The sequence below is a fragment of the Bradyrhizobium sp. SZCCHNR1017 genome (assembly GCF_032381375.1).
In the GTDB taxonomy this organism is placed as follows: domain Bacteria; phylum Pseudomonadota; class Alphaproteobacteria; order Rhizobiales; family Xanthobacteraceae; genus Bradyrhizobium.
This window is the reverse complement of sequence record NZ_JAUHIR010000005.1, coordinates 182,112-197,376: the sequence shown is the minus strand read 5'-3', so window position 1 is coordinate 197,376 and position 15,265 is coordinate 182,112. Positions and strand designations below refer to the sequence as shown.

The 15,265-nt window shown below is 66.9% G+C and carries 13 protein-coding genes; 4 read left to right on the top strand and 9 right to left on the bottom strand.

Annotated elements, in window-relative coordinates:
- Window position 1: 1 nt before the first annotated feature.
- Genes QW863_RS15410 through QW863_RS15400 form a run of 3 tightly spaced genes read left to right on the top strand, consistent with a single transcriptional unit; the run spans window position 2 to window position 3,613 of the window.
- A complete protein-coding gene (locus QW863_RS15410; protein ID WP_315715610.1) occupies window positions 2-1,516 on the top strand; it encodes a class I adenylate-forming enzyme family protein in 1,515 nt (504 codons plus the stop codon).
- A gap of 19 nt (window positions 1,517-1,535) precedes the next feature.
- A complete protein-coding gene (locus QW863_RS15405) occupies window positions 1,536-2,630 on the top strand; it encodes an NAD/NADP-dependent octopine/nopaline dehydrogenase family protein (protein WP_315715609.1) in 1,095 nt (364 codons plus the stop codon).
- Window positions 2,627-3,613: a 3-hydroxybutyryl-CoA dehydrogenase gene (locus QW863_RS15400; RefSeq protein ID WP_315715608.1), complete on the top strand. Its 987-nt coding sequence runs from the start codon at window positions 2,627-2,629 to the stop codon at window positions 3,611-3,613. The genes QW863_RS15405 and QW863_RS15400 overlap by 4 nt, the downstream gene beginning before the upstream one ends.
- A 1,105-nt stretch (window positions 3,614-4,718) precedes the next feature.
- Here the strand turns inward: QW863_RS15400 and QW863_RS15395 are convergent.
- The 6 genes from QW863_RS15395 to QW863_RS15370 form a co-directional block, all read right to left on the bottom strand.
- Entirely contained in the window at window positions 4,719-5,765 is a 1,047-nt protein-coding gene (locus QW863_RS15395) for a peptidase M29 (protein ID WP_315715607.1), read from the bottom strand.
- A 31-nt stretch (window positions 5,766-5,796) separates the two neighbouring features.
- The gene (locus QW863_RS15390; RefSeq protein WP_315715606.1) at window positions 5,797-6,558 is read right to left on the bottom strand and encodes an ABC transporter permease; all 762 of its coding nucleotides are present in this window, start codon (window positions 6,556-6,558) and stop codon (window positions 5,797-5,799) included.
- Entirely contained in the window at window positions 6,555-7,331 is a 777-nt protein-coding gene (locus QW863_RS15385; RefSeq protein WP_315715605.1) for an ABC transporter permease, read from the bottom strand. Before QW863_RS15385 ends, QW863_RS15390 begins: the two co-directional genes overlap by 4 nt.
- Entirely contained in the window at window positions 7,328-8,173 is an 846-nt protein-coding gene (locus QW863_RS15380; protein ID WP_315715604.1) for an ABC transporter ATP-binding protein, read from the bottom strand. Before QW863_RS15380 ends, QW863_RS15385 begins: the two co-directional genes overlap by 4 nt.
- A 105-nt stretch (window positions 8,174-8,278) precedes the next feature.
- On the bottom strand, window positions 8,279-9,985 hold the full coding sequence (gene ilvD, locus QW863_RS15375) for a dihydroxy-acid dehydratase (RefSeq protein ID WP_315715603.1): 1,707 nt from the start codon (window positions 9,983-9,985) through the stop codon (window positions 8,279-8,281).
- Window positions 9,986-10,008: 23 nt separating this feature from the next.
- Entirely contained in the window at window positions 10,009-10,986 is a 978-nt protein-coding gene (locus QW863_RS15370) for an ABC transporter substrate-binding protein (protein WP_315715602.1), read from the bottom strand.
- Between the two features lie 287 nt (window positions 10,987-11,273).
- On the opposite strand from QW863_RS15370, the gene QW863_RS15365 reads away from it, so the two are divergent.
- A complete protein-coding gene (locus QW863_RS15365) occupies window positions 11,274-11,624 on the top strand; it encodes a RidA family protein (RefSeq protein WP_315715601.1) in 351 nt (116 codons plus the stop codon).
- 18 nt (window positions 11,625-11,642) lie between these two features.
- Here QW863_RS15365 and QW863_RS15360 read toward each other — a convergent pair whose 3' ends face one another.
- From QW863_RS15360 to QW863_RS15350, 3 genes are all read right to left on the bottom strand, one after another.
- Window positions 11,643-11,879 carry a hypothetical protein gene (locus QW863_RS15360; protein WP_315715600.1) on the bottom strand — a complete coding sequence of 79 codons (237 nt, stop codon included), beginning with the start codon at window positions 11,877-11,879 and terminating at the stop codon, window positions 11,643-11,645.
- Between the two features lie 187 nt (window positions 11,880-12,066).
- Complete coding sequence (locus tag QW863_RS15355) at window positions 12,067-13,443, bottom strand: sigma-54 dependent transcriptional regulator (protein ID WP_315715599.1); 1,377 nt, start codon at window positions 13,441-13,443, stop codon at window positions 12,067-12,069.
- Window positions 13,444-13,455: 12 nt separating this feature from the next.
- Complete coding sequence (locus QW863_RS15350; protein ID WP_315715598.1) at window positions 13,456-15,258, bottom strand: ATP-binding protein; 1,803 nt, start codon at window positions 15,256-15,258, stop codon at window positions 13,456-13,458.
- Window positions 15,259-15,265 lie beyond the last annotated feature (7 nt).

Below are 15,265 nucleotides of genomic sequence, written 5' to 3'. Positions count from 1 at the left end.
CGTGGACCTCTGCAGCCTGATCGAGCGCAATGTGGCGTTCACGCCGGACAAGCCGGCGATCCATTTCGAAGGCGTAACGCAGAGTTATGCCGATTTCAGCGAGCGCATCGCGCTGATGGCCCGCGCGCTCAAGTCGGAGTTCAGCGTCGGACGTGGCGACCGCGTCGCGATTCTGAGCCTCAACCGGCCGGACTATCTGGTCCTGCTCTATGCCTGTGCGCGGCTCGGCGCGATCCTGGTGCCGTTGAACTGGCGGCTTGCAGTGCCCGAGCAGGTCTTCATTCTCTCGGATGCTGCCGCCAAGGTGCTGGTGCTGGAGCAGGCGTTCGCGCCGGTGCTGCCGGCGCTGGCCGAGAGCCACCCGGAGACAGCGCCGGTCGGCATCGACTTTGCCCCGGCCGACGGACTGACGCTCGATGAACTGCTGGCGCGCGGTCATGGCGACGACCGCAACCCGCACATCGATCTCTCCTGCCCGCTGCTGATCGTATACACCTCGGGCACCACGGGCCGGCCGAAGGGCGCGGTGCTGCGGCAGGAGGCGCTGCTGTGGAACGGGGTGATGAGCCAGCACATGCATGGCCTGACCTCCGATGATCACGTACTGACGGTGCTGCCGCTGTTCCATGTCGGCGGCCTCAACATCCAGACCACGCCGGCCCTGCATCACGGCGCCACCGTCACGCTGCACGCCCGCTTCACGCCGGATTCGACGCTGGCAGCGATCGTCAACGACCGGCCGACATTGACCGTGCTGGTGCCGGCAACCATCCAGGCCGTCACCGAGCATCCGGATTGGAACGCGACGGACCTGTCCTCGCTGAGAGCTGTTGCGACCGGATCGAGCATCGTGCCGCCAGCGCTGATCGAGCGTATCACGGCGCGCGGCGTGCCGGTGCTGCAGGTCTATGGCTCGACCGAGACCTGTCCGATCGCGGTCTACACACGGCTCGGCGGCGACCTCTCGCGCGCAGGCTCGACCGGCCTGCCCGGGCTGTGCTGCGAGGCCAAGATCATCGACAAAGACGGCGACGAGCTTCCGGCGGGCAAAGCGGGCGAGATCGCCGTGCGCGGGCCCAATTTGTTCTTCGAATATTGGGGCAACGCCAAAGCCACGCAACAGGCGATCCATGACGGCTGGTACCGCACCGGCGACATCGCCCAGCGCGATGCCGAGGGGTACTTCTTCGTGCTCGAGCGCAAGAACAACATGATCATCTCCGGCGGCGAGAACGTCTATCCGGCCGAGATCGAGCGCGTGCTCCGCGAGCATCCCGACGTCGTCGATTGCGGCGTGGTCGGCCGGCCCGATCCGCGCTGGGACGAGGTGCCCGTCGCCTTCGTGGTCAAGCGCCAGGGCTGTGCGCTCGATGCGGAGACCTTGCGGGCGCATCTGCAGTCGCAGCTCGCGCGCTTCAAGGTGCCGCGCGACATCGTTTTCGTCGACGACCTGCCGCGCACCGCGCTCGGCAAGGTGCAGCACCATCTGCTGCGCCAGATCGATGGCCACAAATAAGCGAGACGGAGACGCGCTCTTGAAAATTGCAGTGCTCGGCGGCGGCAACGGCTCCTTTGCGGCGGCAGGCGATTTCGCGCTGGGAGGTCACGAGGTCCGGCTGTGGCGCCGCGATGCGGACGCTGTCGCGCAGCATCGCGCGGCGGGCTCGACGATCGTCGTCAAGGACGTCAATGGCCGGCATGAGGCGCGGCTCGCGCTGGTCACGACCGACATCGGCGAGGCTATCAGCGGTGCCGAGCTGATCCTCTGCCCGGCACCGGCCTTCGCGCAAGCCGACATCGCCCGCCTGCTGGCGCCGCATCTCGCCGATGGGCAGGTCGTGTTCCTGCCCCCGGCGACCTTCGGCACCATGATCTTCGCGGCGGCGGCGCGCGAGGCCCGCAATGAAGCCAGCGTCAGCTACGCCGAGACCGGCACCCTGCCCTGGCTGACGCGCAAGCACGCCCCGTTCGAGGTCGCGATCACCATCCGCGCCAAGCGGCTCCCGGTCGGCGTGTTTCCTCTCAAGACGGCGGAGCACGCGCTCGCGGTGATCGGCCGCGCCTTCCCCGGCGTGATCGAGCCATGCGGCGATGCGCTGTCGGGTGCGCTGATGAATGCCGGCTGCATCATCCATCCGCCGCTGATCGTGATGAATGCAGGTCCCATCGAGCATTTCGAGCGCTGGGACATTCACAAGGAAGGCACGCAGCCCTCTATCCGCCGCGTCACCGACGCGCTCGATGCGGAGCGGATCGCGGTGCGCGAGGCGCTCGGCTACGGCGCGCCGCATTTTCCGCTGGCGCATCACTACGCCAAGGAGGGCGAGATCTGGATGTATGGCCGCGGCTCGCACGATCGGCTCACCGATTCCGGCGATTGGCGCGAGCAGCTCGTGCTGACGCAGCACCGCTACATGCGCGAGGATCTCAGGCTCGGCCTGTCGTTCCTGATCTCGGCCGCCGAGCTGACCGGCACGCCGACGCCGCTCGCCCGCGCCTTCCTGGCCATCGGCGGTGCGATCTGCGGTGAGGATTTCATGGCAACGGGACGCACGCTGGCGAGCCTCGGCCTGGCTGGTCTCGACCGGACCGCACTGCAGGCGTTGCTGCGCGAGGGATTTGCGGCATGAGTGCGCGCGGTCATATTGCCTGCCTCGGCGCCGGCCGCATGGGCCGCGGCATCGCCGTCGCCTTCGCCTATGCCGGCCATCCCGTGACGATGATCGACATCAAGCCGCGCACGGCGGAAGAGTTCGCCAGCCTGCAGCGCGACGCGCTCGGCGAGGTCGGCGCGACATTCGCGACCTTGGCGCGGCTCGGGATGCTGCAGGCCGCTGACGCCGACAAGCTGATGGACAAGATCGCCGTCGCGCCGGCCGGCTCGAGCGGCGATGTCCTCGCACAGACCACGCTGGTGTTCGAAGGCGTGCCGGAAATCGTCGACCTCAAGCGCGAAGTGCTGGCTGCGGCGTCGCGCGCGGTCGCGCCCGACGTCATCATCGCCTCGACGACATCGACGATTCTGGTCGACGATCTCTCCGGTGCGGTGGAGCGGCCTGAGCGCTTCCTGAATGCGCACTGGCTCAATCCAGCCTATCTGATTCCGCTGGTCGAGATCTCGCCGGGCAAGGCGACCGATCCCGAGGTCACGGCGCGGTTGAAGGCGCTACTGGAAGACATCGGCAAGGTGCCGGTGGTCTGCGCGGCGACGCCGGGCTTCATCGTGCCGCGCATCCAGGCACTCGCGATGAACGAGGCGGCGCGGATGGTCGGCGAAGGCGTCGCCAGCGCCGAGGAGATCGACAAGGCGATCCGCTACGGCTTCGGCTTCCGCTACGCGGTACTCGGCCTGCTCGAATTCATCGACTGGGGCGGCGGTGACATTCTCTACTACGCCAGCCGCTACCTCGAAGGCGCACTGGGCAGCGACCGCTACCGCGCACCCGAGGTGATCGAGCGCAACATGGCCGAGGGCCGCATCGGCCTGCGCACCGGCGCCGGCTTCCTCGATTATTCCGGCATGGACGTTGCGGCCTATCGCGAGCAGCGGCTCGGCGCGCTGGTCGAGATGCTGCGGCATTTCAAGCTCGCCCGGCCGCCGGTGGTGGATTGAGGCGGAGCACGCGGCAGCAACGGAGCCGTGAGGTGGGCAAAGGCGCGCCACGCCGTCGCCGGATCGTGACGATCTCTCGCGCGCCGCGCCCACCAGTCGCGCCGATTGCGTGGATCTACGGTGGGCACGCAACCGCCCTGCGGGTGGCCGCTTTGCCCACCCTACGGCTGCGGTGATCTTCGCCTCTCGCGAATGTTGACCGCAACGACATCAACGAACTCCGACGTCGTCCCGGCGAACGCCGACGGCGGTGGGTGGGGTGGGTTCACGGCTCAAACAGCGGGCCAAATAAACAGCTACGACATAACTGGTCGTTCTCGCGGCGCATCTCGCCCGAGTCATGCATCGAATGGGTCCCTCGCGAATCATGCAGAGGGCGCAGGGAATGCCGGGTGAAGGCCTCACCCATGGCCCGCCTGCGAAAAAAATGCAGGCGGCAGGTACCACAGGCAAAGCCGAACACGCCGGCATTCCCTGCGCGATGGGTCTAACGCTTATACGCAGTCTCCCTGGTGCGCCGGGCTTGTTGGCCACCATCACCGCGCGGCACTCAGGCCGACGCGACTTGATACCAGCATCGGGGTATCAGGACGCTGCGACTTCACGTCCGCGAGCGATCGTTCGTCCGCGCCCTCGTAAGAAGACGCTGCGATCTCTCGCGGCCATCGCATCCCCACCTCGCGTGTCGTGACGATCGCGCGCAACGCCCCTCCGCAGTGAGGCGGGATGCAGAGAGAGAACCATGATTTCCGAAAAATAGCAAGAAGATTATTTTTAACAGAATAGCGGGATAATTCTGTCTCGGCGCTTGTCATTTGGGCCGGCCCGCCCCGTGAGGACGGTGCGCTCCCCTCCCCCTTGCGGGGAGGGGTTGGGGGTGGGGGTCCACGAGTTGTGCTTGGAGTGACGAGCACAAGAGCCCTGCATCGATCAACCGATGGCGTGTTGCGGCCCCACGCGTCTCACAGTGGAGGTTTGGGTACGAGCAGTTGTGCCCACAACGAAGTTCAGCGTATGGGGACCCCCACCCCCGCCCCCTCCCCGCAAGGGGGAGGGGAGCGCACTACCGCCGCGGCGGCAGCTCGCCAGTGGAATGCGCAGGACTCTACCCGAACACATCCTGCAGCACGCCCTCCTTGATCACGGCCACACCGTCCAGCTCGATCGTGGTGCCCATCATCGGCAGGTCGAAATGACCCGCCGTGTAGCGGCCGGCAAATTCGTTGGCGCCGGTGGAGAACAGGAAGTTGCCGGGGACGGCGCGCAGCTCGGTGCCGTTGGTGTCGCGCTGGTCGTACATGGCCAGCGCCTCGTAGCGCGCGCCGGGGTTCATGCCCCAGCCGACATGCGACACGGCGTATGCCTCGCGGTCGCCCCAGGACGCGAGATAAGATCGCATCATCGCTGCGTCGGCGCCCTCGCCTGCCAGATCGGTCACGTAGTCGTCGCGCAGGGTCATCGTGACAGGCGAACTCAGATAACGCTTGAAGGTGAGGTTGATGTCTCCGGGCGCCATCACGATGGTGCCGTTGACCGATTTGCTCTTGGGGAAGCTGACGACGATGCCACCCGGCCAGTGCGCCAGGGTGCCCGGACGATCGGTCCAGCCCCAGACGCCGACGGTGGAGGCGCCCTCCATGATCACGTCGAGGTCGGTGCCGGCCTTCGACGTCACGCGCATCCGCTTGGTTCCGCGCAGCATCTTGGCGGCGGCGCGCACCCGCTTTTCGAGCGCCGAGTCCGGCACCATGCGCTCGAGCGCCTCGGGATGCTCGTTGGAGATCACCAGGATGCGCGCGCCGGCCTTCAGGATCTCGGGCGTCTCCACCGCATGCATCAGCCCTTCGATGGTGCAGTCGACGACGAAGCCGGCCTGCTGAAGCGCCGTGACGACGGGTCCGAGCTTGCCGATCGCCTCCGACGCACCGGTGGAGCGCACCGGTACCGGATGGCGGTTGCGCGGCGTCGGCACCACCACGTGGAACGGACGCGCACCCATGCGCAGCAGCGCCAGTTCGGCGATGTGCACGTTGAGCGCGCGCGACTGCGTCTCCGACAGGATCGCAGCGGTGTCGCCCGCCTTCACGGCGCAGCGCTCGAAGATCTCACAGAATGCGTCGATCCATTTCGCCTCGATGCGATCCGCCAGCATGGTCGTTCTCCCGATTGTCGTTGTGTTGTTATCAGACCGAGGGGAAGCCGCGCAGCAGATAAGCGCGCAGGCCTTGCAGCAGGGCGTTGAGAATGAGGCCCAGCAGCGAGATCGTAATCAGCGGCACGAACATGTCGACGGCCTGGAAGGTGCGCGCGGCGGTCACCAGCACGTGACCGAGCCCGTCGGTCGAGGTGATCATCTCGGCCAGGAACACGACGATGCAGGAGATCACGAGGCCGATGCGGCAACCGGTCAGGATCGAGGGCATCGCGGCCGGCAGCACCACCTTCCACAGGACGTCGCGCGGCGGCGTCCCGGCGGCGAGCGCCGACCAGATCAGCTTCTGCTCGACCGTGGCGGCGCCGTAATAGCTCGACAGCAGGATCGGAAACAGCGCATCCGCCGCCACCAGCATGATCTTGGATTCGTGGCCGAAGCCGAGCAGCAGCAGGAAGGCCGGATAGAGCGCGACCTTCGGCAGCGGCGCCAGCACGCGCACGATCGGCTTGACGGCGGCGTTGACAGGCGGGCTCACCGCGGCGGCAATTCCCAGGGAAACACCGAGCACCACGGCGATCGCAAAGCCCGCGAACAGCCGGAACAGCGTCGCCACGATGTCCTGTTGGAAGGTGACGCTGGTGAGTTGCTGGCCCATGCGCAGGAACACCTGTCCCGGCGGCGGCAGCAGGGTCGGCGGCGCGTAGCCGAACGACACCAGCCCCTGCCACAGCAGCAGGACCAGCACGATCGGCGCGGCGCCCAGCAGGATGTCGTTGGAGGTGCGCGTCATGAGAAGCTCAGCGGCATGTCGAACTGCGGCTCGGACCAGCGCACCAGCCAGCGCCTGACGACCTCGAACGCCGCATCGAGGCAGATGCCCATGGCGCCGATGATGATGATCATCGCGAACACCGTGTCGTACTGGCCCATGTCGAGCGCGTTGAACAGGATGTTGCCGGCGCCGGACTGCCGCGCGATCATCTCGCTGGTGACCATCGTGATCAGCGCCAGCACCAGGCCGGTACGGCAGCCGGTCAGGATCTCCGGCAAGGCTGCGGGCAGGACGATGCGCAGCAGGCGCTCGCCGGCCGAGAGTCCCATCGCCGCGCCCGACCACAGCATCTTCTCCTCGACCGCCTTGGCGCCCTCGAAGCTGTGGTAGATCACCGGAAGGCTGACGCCGAGGAAGATCACCAGCGTCTTGGAGATGTCGCCGACGCCGAGCCACAGCATGATGATCGGCATCAGCGCCGCCTTCGGCACCGGGTAGATCAGCATCAGCAGCGGATTGAAGAAGGCGGCGGTCGACCGGCTGCGCCCCATCAGCAACCCGAGCGGAATCGAGAACGCAAGCGCGAGCGCGAAGCCGATCGCCATCCGCCGCAGCGAGGCCATGATGTTGATCAGGGATTCCTTGTCGGTGAGGATCGGCGGGATCGCGCGCAGCGATTCCAGCGCGGTCGGGAAGCTGTCGTTCTTGAGCCCGAGCGAGGCGAGCTGCCAAGCCAGCAGCAGGCCGCAGCAGGCCAGAATCGGCGCGAGCGGCTTCGACAGACCATTCATGACGGCAGCTCGTTGTCACCGGAATCGTCGAACATGCGCTCGATGTCGACGATGTATTTCTGATAGCGCGGGTCCAGCAGCAGTTCCTCGCGGCGGCGCGGCCGGGGCAGATCGATGTCGATCACCTCGCGGATTCGGCCGGGCGAGCGCGACATCATGACGACCTTGTCGGACAGGAACACGGCTTCCTCGACCGAGTGGGTCACGAACAGGACCGTCTTACGGTCGCGCTCCCAGATGTCGAGCAGGTCGTTCTGCAGCCGCGTGCGCGTATGCGCGTCGAGCGCGCCGAACGGCTCGTCCATCAGCAGCACCTCCGGCCCGTAGGCCAGCGTGCGGGCCAGCGCGACGCGCTGCTTCATGCCGCCGGAGAGCTCCTTGGGATAGAATTTCTCGAAGCCGGTAAGTCCGACCATGGCGAGCAAAGTCCGCGCGAGCGCCTCGGCCTTCGCCGGCTTCTTGCCCTGCTGCAGCGGACCATACATGACGTTGCCGAGCACGCTCTTCCAGGGAAACAGCGCGAACTCCTGGAACACCGGGCCGCGATCGGTGCCGGGACCGGTGATCGGCTTGCCCTTCATTTTCGCGGTGCCGCTGGTCGGGCTGACGAAGCCACCGACGATGTAGAGCAAGGTCGACTTGCCGCAGCCGGAGGGACCGAGGATCGAGACGAAGGCGCCCTCGCCGACCGTCAGCGAAATGTCCGACAGCGCGGTGTGGTCGCGGCGCGACGAGGTCTTGAACACCTGCGACACGTGATCGATCTCGATGATCGGCGTGGCCGCGCGACGGCCGAGCGGAGTGCCCGCGAGCTGGCCGGGTCGGATCGGGGTCACGTCCATGTCGGCTTCTCTTTCCGATGCAGCACGCTCAAACGCTCCGTGAAATCAGGCAAGACAGACTGCCGCAGATTAGCAAGAAACCTGCCAATCGTCGCCACGCGCGGATCATTCCCGGTCCTGATCGAACCAGGGCCATTCGGCCGGCCCTTCGTGAGTCACGGCGCCGAGCGGTGCCTGCCCAACGAGTTTCGCGTATTTCGCCAGTGCCCCTGCCCTGTGCCGCGGCGGCCGCTGCGACCACGCGCTGCGACGCACCGCGAGCTCGGACTCATCGAGCAGCACGTCGAGCGTGCGCGCCTTCGCATCGATGCGGATCGGATCGCCGTCTTGCACCAGCGCCAGCGGACCGCCGACGAAGGCTTCCGGCGAGACATAGCCGATGCACATGCCGCGGGTGGCGCCGGAGAAGCGGCCGTCGGTGATCAGCGCGACCTTCTCGCCCATGCCCTGGCCATAGATCAGCGCCGTGACGCCGAGCATCTCGCGCATCCCAGGACCGCCGACCGGACCCTCGTTGCGGATGATCAGCACCTCGCCGGCCTGATAGTTGCGTGCGCGCACCGCGGCGACGCAGGCCTCCTCGTCCTCGAACACCCGCGCGCGGCCCTCGAACACCAGGTTCTTGAGGCCGGCAACCTTGATGACGGCGCCGTCGGGCGCGAGGTTGCCCTTGAGGACAGCGACGCCGCCATCCGCCATGATCGGCCTGGCCGGGCTGAACACGATCTCGCCGTCCGGCGCATTGGCCGCGCCATATTCCTCGGCCAGCGTGCGGCCGGAGACCGTGATGCAGGAGCCGTCGATGTGGCCGCTCTCGATCAGCGCGCGGATCACAACGGCGGCGCCGCCGATGTCGTAGACGTCCTTCGCCGTGTACTTGCCGCCCGGCCTGAGATTGCCGATCAGCGGCGTGCGCGCGAAGACCTCGCCGACATCGTCGAGCGTGAAACGGATGCCGGCCTCATTGGCGATCGCCGGCAGATGCAGCGCGGCGTTGGTGGAGCCGCCGGTGGCCGCGACAATGGCCGCCCCGTTCTCCAGCGCCTTGCGGGTGACGATGTCGCGCGGTAGCGGCCCGCCGCGCGCGAGCATCTGCATGATCAGGCGTCCGGCCTGACGCGCGACGTGCGCTCGCTCGGCATAGACGCCGGGAATCATCGAGACGTTGGGCATCGACAGCCCCATCGCCTCCGACAGCATGCCCATGGTGTTGGCGGTGAACTGCCCGGCGCAGGCGCCGATCGTCGGGAGGCAGGTCCGCTCGATGCCTTCGAGCGTCCGTGCATCGATCTCGCCGGTCATGTAGCTGCCGACGGCCTCGTAAGAATCGAGCACCGTGAGCGTCCGGCCCTGGTAGTTGCCGGGCAGCGCGCTGCCGCCATAGATGAAGATCGACGGCACGTTGCAGCGGACCATGCCCATCATGACGCCAGGCAAGGTCTTGTCGCAGCCGCCGAAGCCGATCAGCGCGTCATAGGCGAGGCCATGGACGACGGCTTCGATGGAGTCGGCAATCAGCTCGCGCGAGAACAGAGAGAACTTCATTCCCTCGTGGTTCATGCTGATGCCGTCGGAGACCGAGACGGTGGCGAACTCGCGCGGGGTGCCGCCGGCCTCCGAGATGCCCGTCTTGGCCGCATCGACCTGGAAGTCGTGCGTCATGTTGCAGGGCGTCTGCTCGCCCTTCTGGCTGACGACGCCGATCATCGGCTTGGCGATGTCGGCATCATCCAGCCCCATCGCGCGCATGAAGGCGCGGTGCGGGGCGCGATCGAGCCCCTCCACCGTCACGCGCGATCGCAGCTTCCTCATCGACAAGGCTCCGCGCCGGCCGCCTACTGGATCGGCGCGACGATCGTCGGATGCTTGAACTGGGCGACGTCGAGCTTCGGCAGCATGCCGGTCTCGGCGTAGATGTCGAGCATCTTCTGGATCGCCGGGAAGTTCGGCGCGGCGACCGGGTCGCGGCCGAAATCATTGTCCTTCAGCAGATAGGTGTCGATGACGGCAACCGGCGCCTTCATGACCTCCGACACCACCTTCAAGGTCTCGTCGCGGTTGGCGAGCGCCTTCTTCATGCCCGTCGTGATGTCGCGGACATAGGCCTTCACCAGCTCCGGGTTCTTGTCGACGAAGTCGGCGCGGCAGGCCTCGAGGATGTGCACGATGTTCGGCATCGCCTCGGACAGCGAGAACAGCTTGCGGGTGCCGCCCTTGGCCTCGGCGCGCGCTGCAAAGGGTTGATTCATGTTGACGGCGTCGACGCGGCCCTGGCGCAGCGCATCCTCCGACACCGCGAAGCCGACCTCGACCAGCTTGATGTCCTTGGCGGGATCGAGCCCGGCCTGCTTCAGCAGCATGTTGAACGGCCCCTGCGTGCCGCCACCGATCACGGAAATGCCGACCGTCTTGCCCTTCAGGTCGGCGATGGTCTTGATCGGGGAATCGTCCTTGACCGCCCAGTAGACCGAGAAGCCGCCCGGCTTCTCATAGACGTGCTGGGCGACGATGTAGGCCTTGAGGCCGCCGCCGACCACGCCGTTCGCCAGCGACAGCGGCGCCTGCGTGGCACAGTCGAGCGCGCCGGCGGCGAGCGCCTGCGTCATCGGTGCCGTTCCCTGGAACTGGGTCCACTCGATGTTGTAGGTCTTGCCGAGATCCGGAAATTCGGTGGGCCGCTTCATCATCCAGTACTTGGATTCTTCCGCCGGGATGGTCCAGCCGACGCGGATCGTCTGCTGTGCGAATGTCGGCCCCGCGCCCGTCACCAAAGCCATCGCCGCGAGTGCCGCCAGCATCGATCGTTTCCGCATCACGCCCCTCCGCCATTCAAAAAGCACCCTCGCGGAGAATGTTTCATGTCTCAAATATCTGTGCAAGCGCGGAAAACGCCCGCCTTTGCCTGCCCCATGGGCAAGCCCGCCTTGCAGCGCGACAAGGGCGGATCATCGTGAAGTGCCGCGTTCCGTGTGCCGCGGCGCTGTCGACAACGCAAGGTCGCACGCCCCAAGGTGGCGAGAGTGGCCATTCGGCCGACTGGCGTTGCCGCGTCGCACGCGCTAGGGAGAAGCCCCGAATTGACCTTTTGAGGAGTTCTTCGATGTCGATCCAGCGTTTCGAAATTGGCCCGCGCATGAGCCAGGTCGTCGTTCACGGCAATACCGTCTATCTCGCCGGCGTCGTCGCGCAGAAGACGGCCGGTGAAAGCGTCACCAAGCAGACCGAGGAGATTCTCTCGATCATCGACGGCCACCTCGCCAAGGCCGGCACCGACAAGTCGAAGCTGTTGTCGGCGACGATCTACCTCACCGACATCAAGACATTCGGCGAAATGAACGCCGTGTGGGATGGCTGGGTCTCGGCCGGCAACACCCCGGCTCGCGCCACCGTTGAGGCCGGGCTTGCCGCGCCGCAATACACCGTCGAGATCATGGTGATCGCGGCAAAATAGGCGCTGGGTCGCCGCGCACTAGTCGGTGTCGCGGCGACCAGTGTTGCGATTGAGCGGATCACGCCGCTCACGCCTGAGCCCTTCCGGAAGCACCGGCTCGGTGCCGGGCAACGGCTCGGCCCGCACGTCGGCGCCCCACTGCTCCTGCTGGCGGGGCGTCGTTTTGTCCTTGACCTGTTGCGGCTGCGGCAGACCGTCCTTGCTGACGGGGTCGTAGGCGCCGGAGCGCAGGTCGCGGGTGTCTCTGCCTGTCATGATCCTTCAACAAGCCTTCTCCAGCATTCGTTCCTGATCGCCGGCATGGAACAGATGCCTTCCTGCCGCCACAGGACGACCGGGTCCGCGAGGAGCATAAGTCGCGCGTCGCAACATCAGATGAGCGCAGTGGTGGTCGGCGTCGACGCGATGATGATGCGGACGAGCGCTGGCGATGCAGCCACGGTCAGGACTGCGGCCGCAGCGGCGCGCCCTCGCGGATGCCATCGACCTTCACGGCGAGCCGCTTGATCTTGTCGTAAAGCGTCTGCTTCGGAATGCTCAGCAGCGCCGCGGTCGCCGGCACGTCGCCGAGCTTGCGGCGCAACGCATCCTCGATGATCGAGCGCTCGATGTTCTCCAACTGCCGTGGCAGCGACAGCTCCGAGGCTGCGGCGCCCGAGCGGTCGAGGACCTTGCGGTCGAGCACACCGAGCACGAAGCGGTCGGCGACGTTGCGCAACTCGCGCACGTTGCCCGGCCATGAGTAGCCGAGCAGCAGCGACATGGTCTGCTCGTTCACGATCGGCGCGTCGCGCTCGAACCGCTTGGCGGCCTCGAGGGTGAAGTGCTCGAACAGGATCGGGATATCCTCGCGGCGTTCGCGCAACGGAGGCAGCTCGATGAAGGCGACGCCGAGACGATAATACAGATCGGCGCGGAACAGCTTCTGCTCGCTGAGCTCGAGCAGATTGGCCTTGCTGGCCGCCACCACGCGGCAGTCCACCGCCACGGGCTTGTTGGAGCCGACGCGCTCGACCGAGCGGTCCTGCAACGCCCGCAGCAGCTTCACCTGCACGCTGAGCGGCATGCTCTCGATTTCGTCTAGGAACAGCGTGCCGCCATGGGCATATTCGATCTTGCCGATCCGCTGCTTGGTCGCGCCGGTGAAGGCGCCGGCCTCGTGGCCGAACAATTCGCTCTCAACCAGTGATTCCGGCAGGCCGCCGCAATTCACCGCGACATAGTTGCCGCCGCGCCGGGCGCTGTGAGCGTGCAGGCAACGGGCGACGACGTCCTTGCCGGTGCCGGTCTCGCCATAGATCGTCACGTCGACATTGGTCGAGGCCAGATTGGCAACGAGGCGGCGCACCTCCTGGATCTGCGGCGAGCGCCCGAGCAGGCTCGCCTCGATGCCCTGGCGGTCGGCGAGCGCCGAGCGCAAGGTGCGGACTTCGAGCGTCAGGCGACGCTTGTCGAGGGCGCGGCGCACGACGGAGACGAGCTGCTCCGACGAGCACGGCTTCTCGATGAAGTCATAGGCGCCGTTGCGCATCGCTTCCACGGCCATCGAGATGTCGCCATGACCGGTGACCAGGATGACCGGCAGGTCCGGATCGAGCCGCTGTAGCTCGGACAGCCACTCGGTGCCGCTCTTGCCGCGCAGCCGCACGTCGGAGACCACCACGAACGGCATGTCGGCGCGAACGATTCCGCCTGCGGCTTCGGCGGAGGCGAACGGCGTCACCGACAGGCCGGCGAGCTGCAGCGCCTGGACGGCGCCGATGCGGACATCCTCGTCGTCCTCGACATAGATCACGCCGACCGGTTGCTCAGGAGTCATGTGGGAACCTCTTCAATCGGCAAGCGGCAGCAGCACGATGAACTCGGCGCCGGACGGCTCAAGATTGCGCGCCCGCAGCTCGCCGCCGAACGACCGCGCGATGTGATTGGCGATGACGAGCCCAAGTCCGAGACCCTTGCCGGCCGGCTTGGTCGTGACGAAGGGCTCGAACAGGCGCGGCAGGACATCGGCGGCGATCGCCGGGCCGCTGTTGGCGATGGCGATGCGGCACTGCCCCTCCTCACGCACGGCGCGGATGTGGATGGACTTCCGCGCGGCGCCCTCGACGGCATCGAGCGCGTTGGCGATGATGTTGCAGAGCAGTTGCTCGAGCCGGATCTGATCGGCCCTGACACGAAGCTCGGGCGCGAGATCGATGGTCACGTCGACATGGCCGTCCTTCACCCGCGCGCCGAGGATCTTGAACGTCTCGGACAGGGCCTGCTCGACCGCGACGGCATCGAGCGGCGCGTTCGATTTGTAGGCGAACACGCGCAACTGGCCGGTCAGGCGCGCGAGACGGCGGACCATCTCGCCGATGCGGATGAGATTGCCGCGGGCCTCGCCGATCATGCCGCGATCGACGAATTGCACGGCATTGTCGGAAGCGGTCTGCAGCGCCGCCAAGGGCTGGTTGATCTCGTGCACCATGCCGGCCGACATCTGGCCGAGCACGGCAAGCTTGCCGGCATGGACGAGCTCGTCCTGCGCGGCGCGCAATTCGGCGGTGCGCTCCTGCACCCGCATTTCCAGCCGATCATTGGCGGCCTGCAGCGCGGCCTGGCTCGCCAGCCGCTGCCGGATCTCGCGGCGTCGCTGCGCCAGCAGGCCGAGCGCCAGCAGCGCCACGATGCTGGCGAGACCCGAGAGCGTGCCGATGATCAAGGCCGTCCGCCGGATCGGCGTCTCGTCGTCGAGCAGCAGCAGCTGCCATTGCCGCCCGTTGAGCGGACGCTCGTCGACGCTGTAGACCGCGCCGCGCTCGGTCGCGACCTGGCCGCCGCGATCGGTCCTCTCCATGAAGGTCCAGCCGAGCGGCGCGAGGCTGGAGCTGCCATAGGGCTTCGACGTCGCGATTTCCTCGAGCGCATCCACCGAGAGCGGCGTCAACGGGCGGAATCGCCATTCCTCGCGCGAGGCGAGAATGGTGACGCCGCGGGCGTCGACCAGAAGCATGTCGGCACCGCGGTTGCGCCATTCGCGCTCGAAGGCATCGAGATTGACCTTGACGACGGCGACGCCGATCGTCCGTCCCTGTTGCTTGACGGCATAGGACAGGTAATAGCCGGCGCGCGCGCTGGTGATGCCGATGCCGAAGAACGCGCCGCGGCCGGTCGCCAGCGCCTGGCGCATATAGGGCCGGTAGGACAGGTTGCTGCCGACCGGCGTCCCCGGCTGATCGAAGTCGGCGGCGGCGATCGCATCACCGGCGACGGTGAGGACATAGAGGTTGTCGGCGCCGGCCAGCAGATTGATCGACTTGAGATACAGGCTGACGCTCTGCTGCAGCGCGCGATCGTCCGGCGTGCCGAGCAGCCGGAAGACATCGGGCGAGGTCTCCAGCAGCGAGGGCAGATATTCGAAGCGCGAGAGGTAGCCGTCGAGCTGCGCGGCCTCGACCGCCAGCCGCTGCTGGGCCGTGGTGTGCCGCTGATCGAGCCCGCGGGAAAAGGCAATGGCATAGCCGAGCCATGCCGCGACGCCGACCAGCGCAGCCGCCATCACTCCGCGAACGACCAAGCCCGCGCGCCTGCGGACCACCGCGGTGACGTCGGGATGTCGCTCGAGGCCGATCCGGAATGGAAGGTCCGTCATTCCCTTT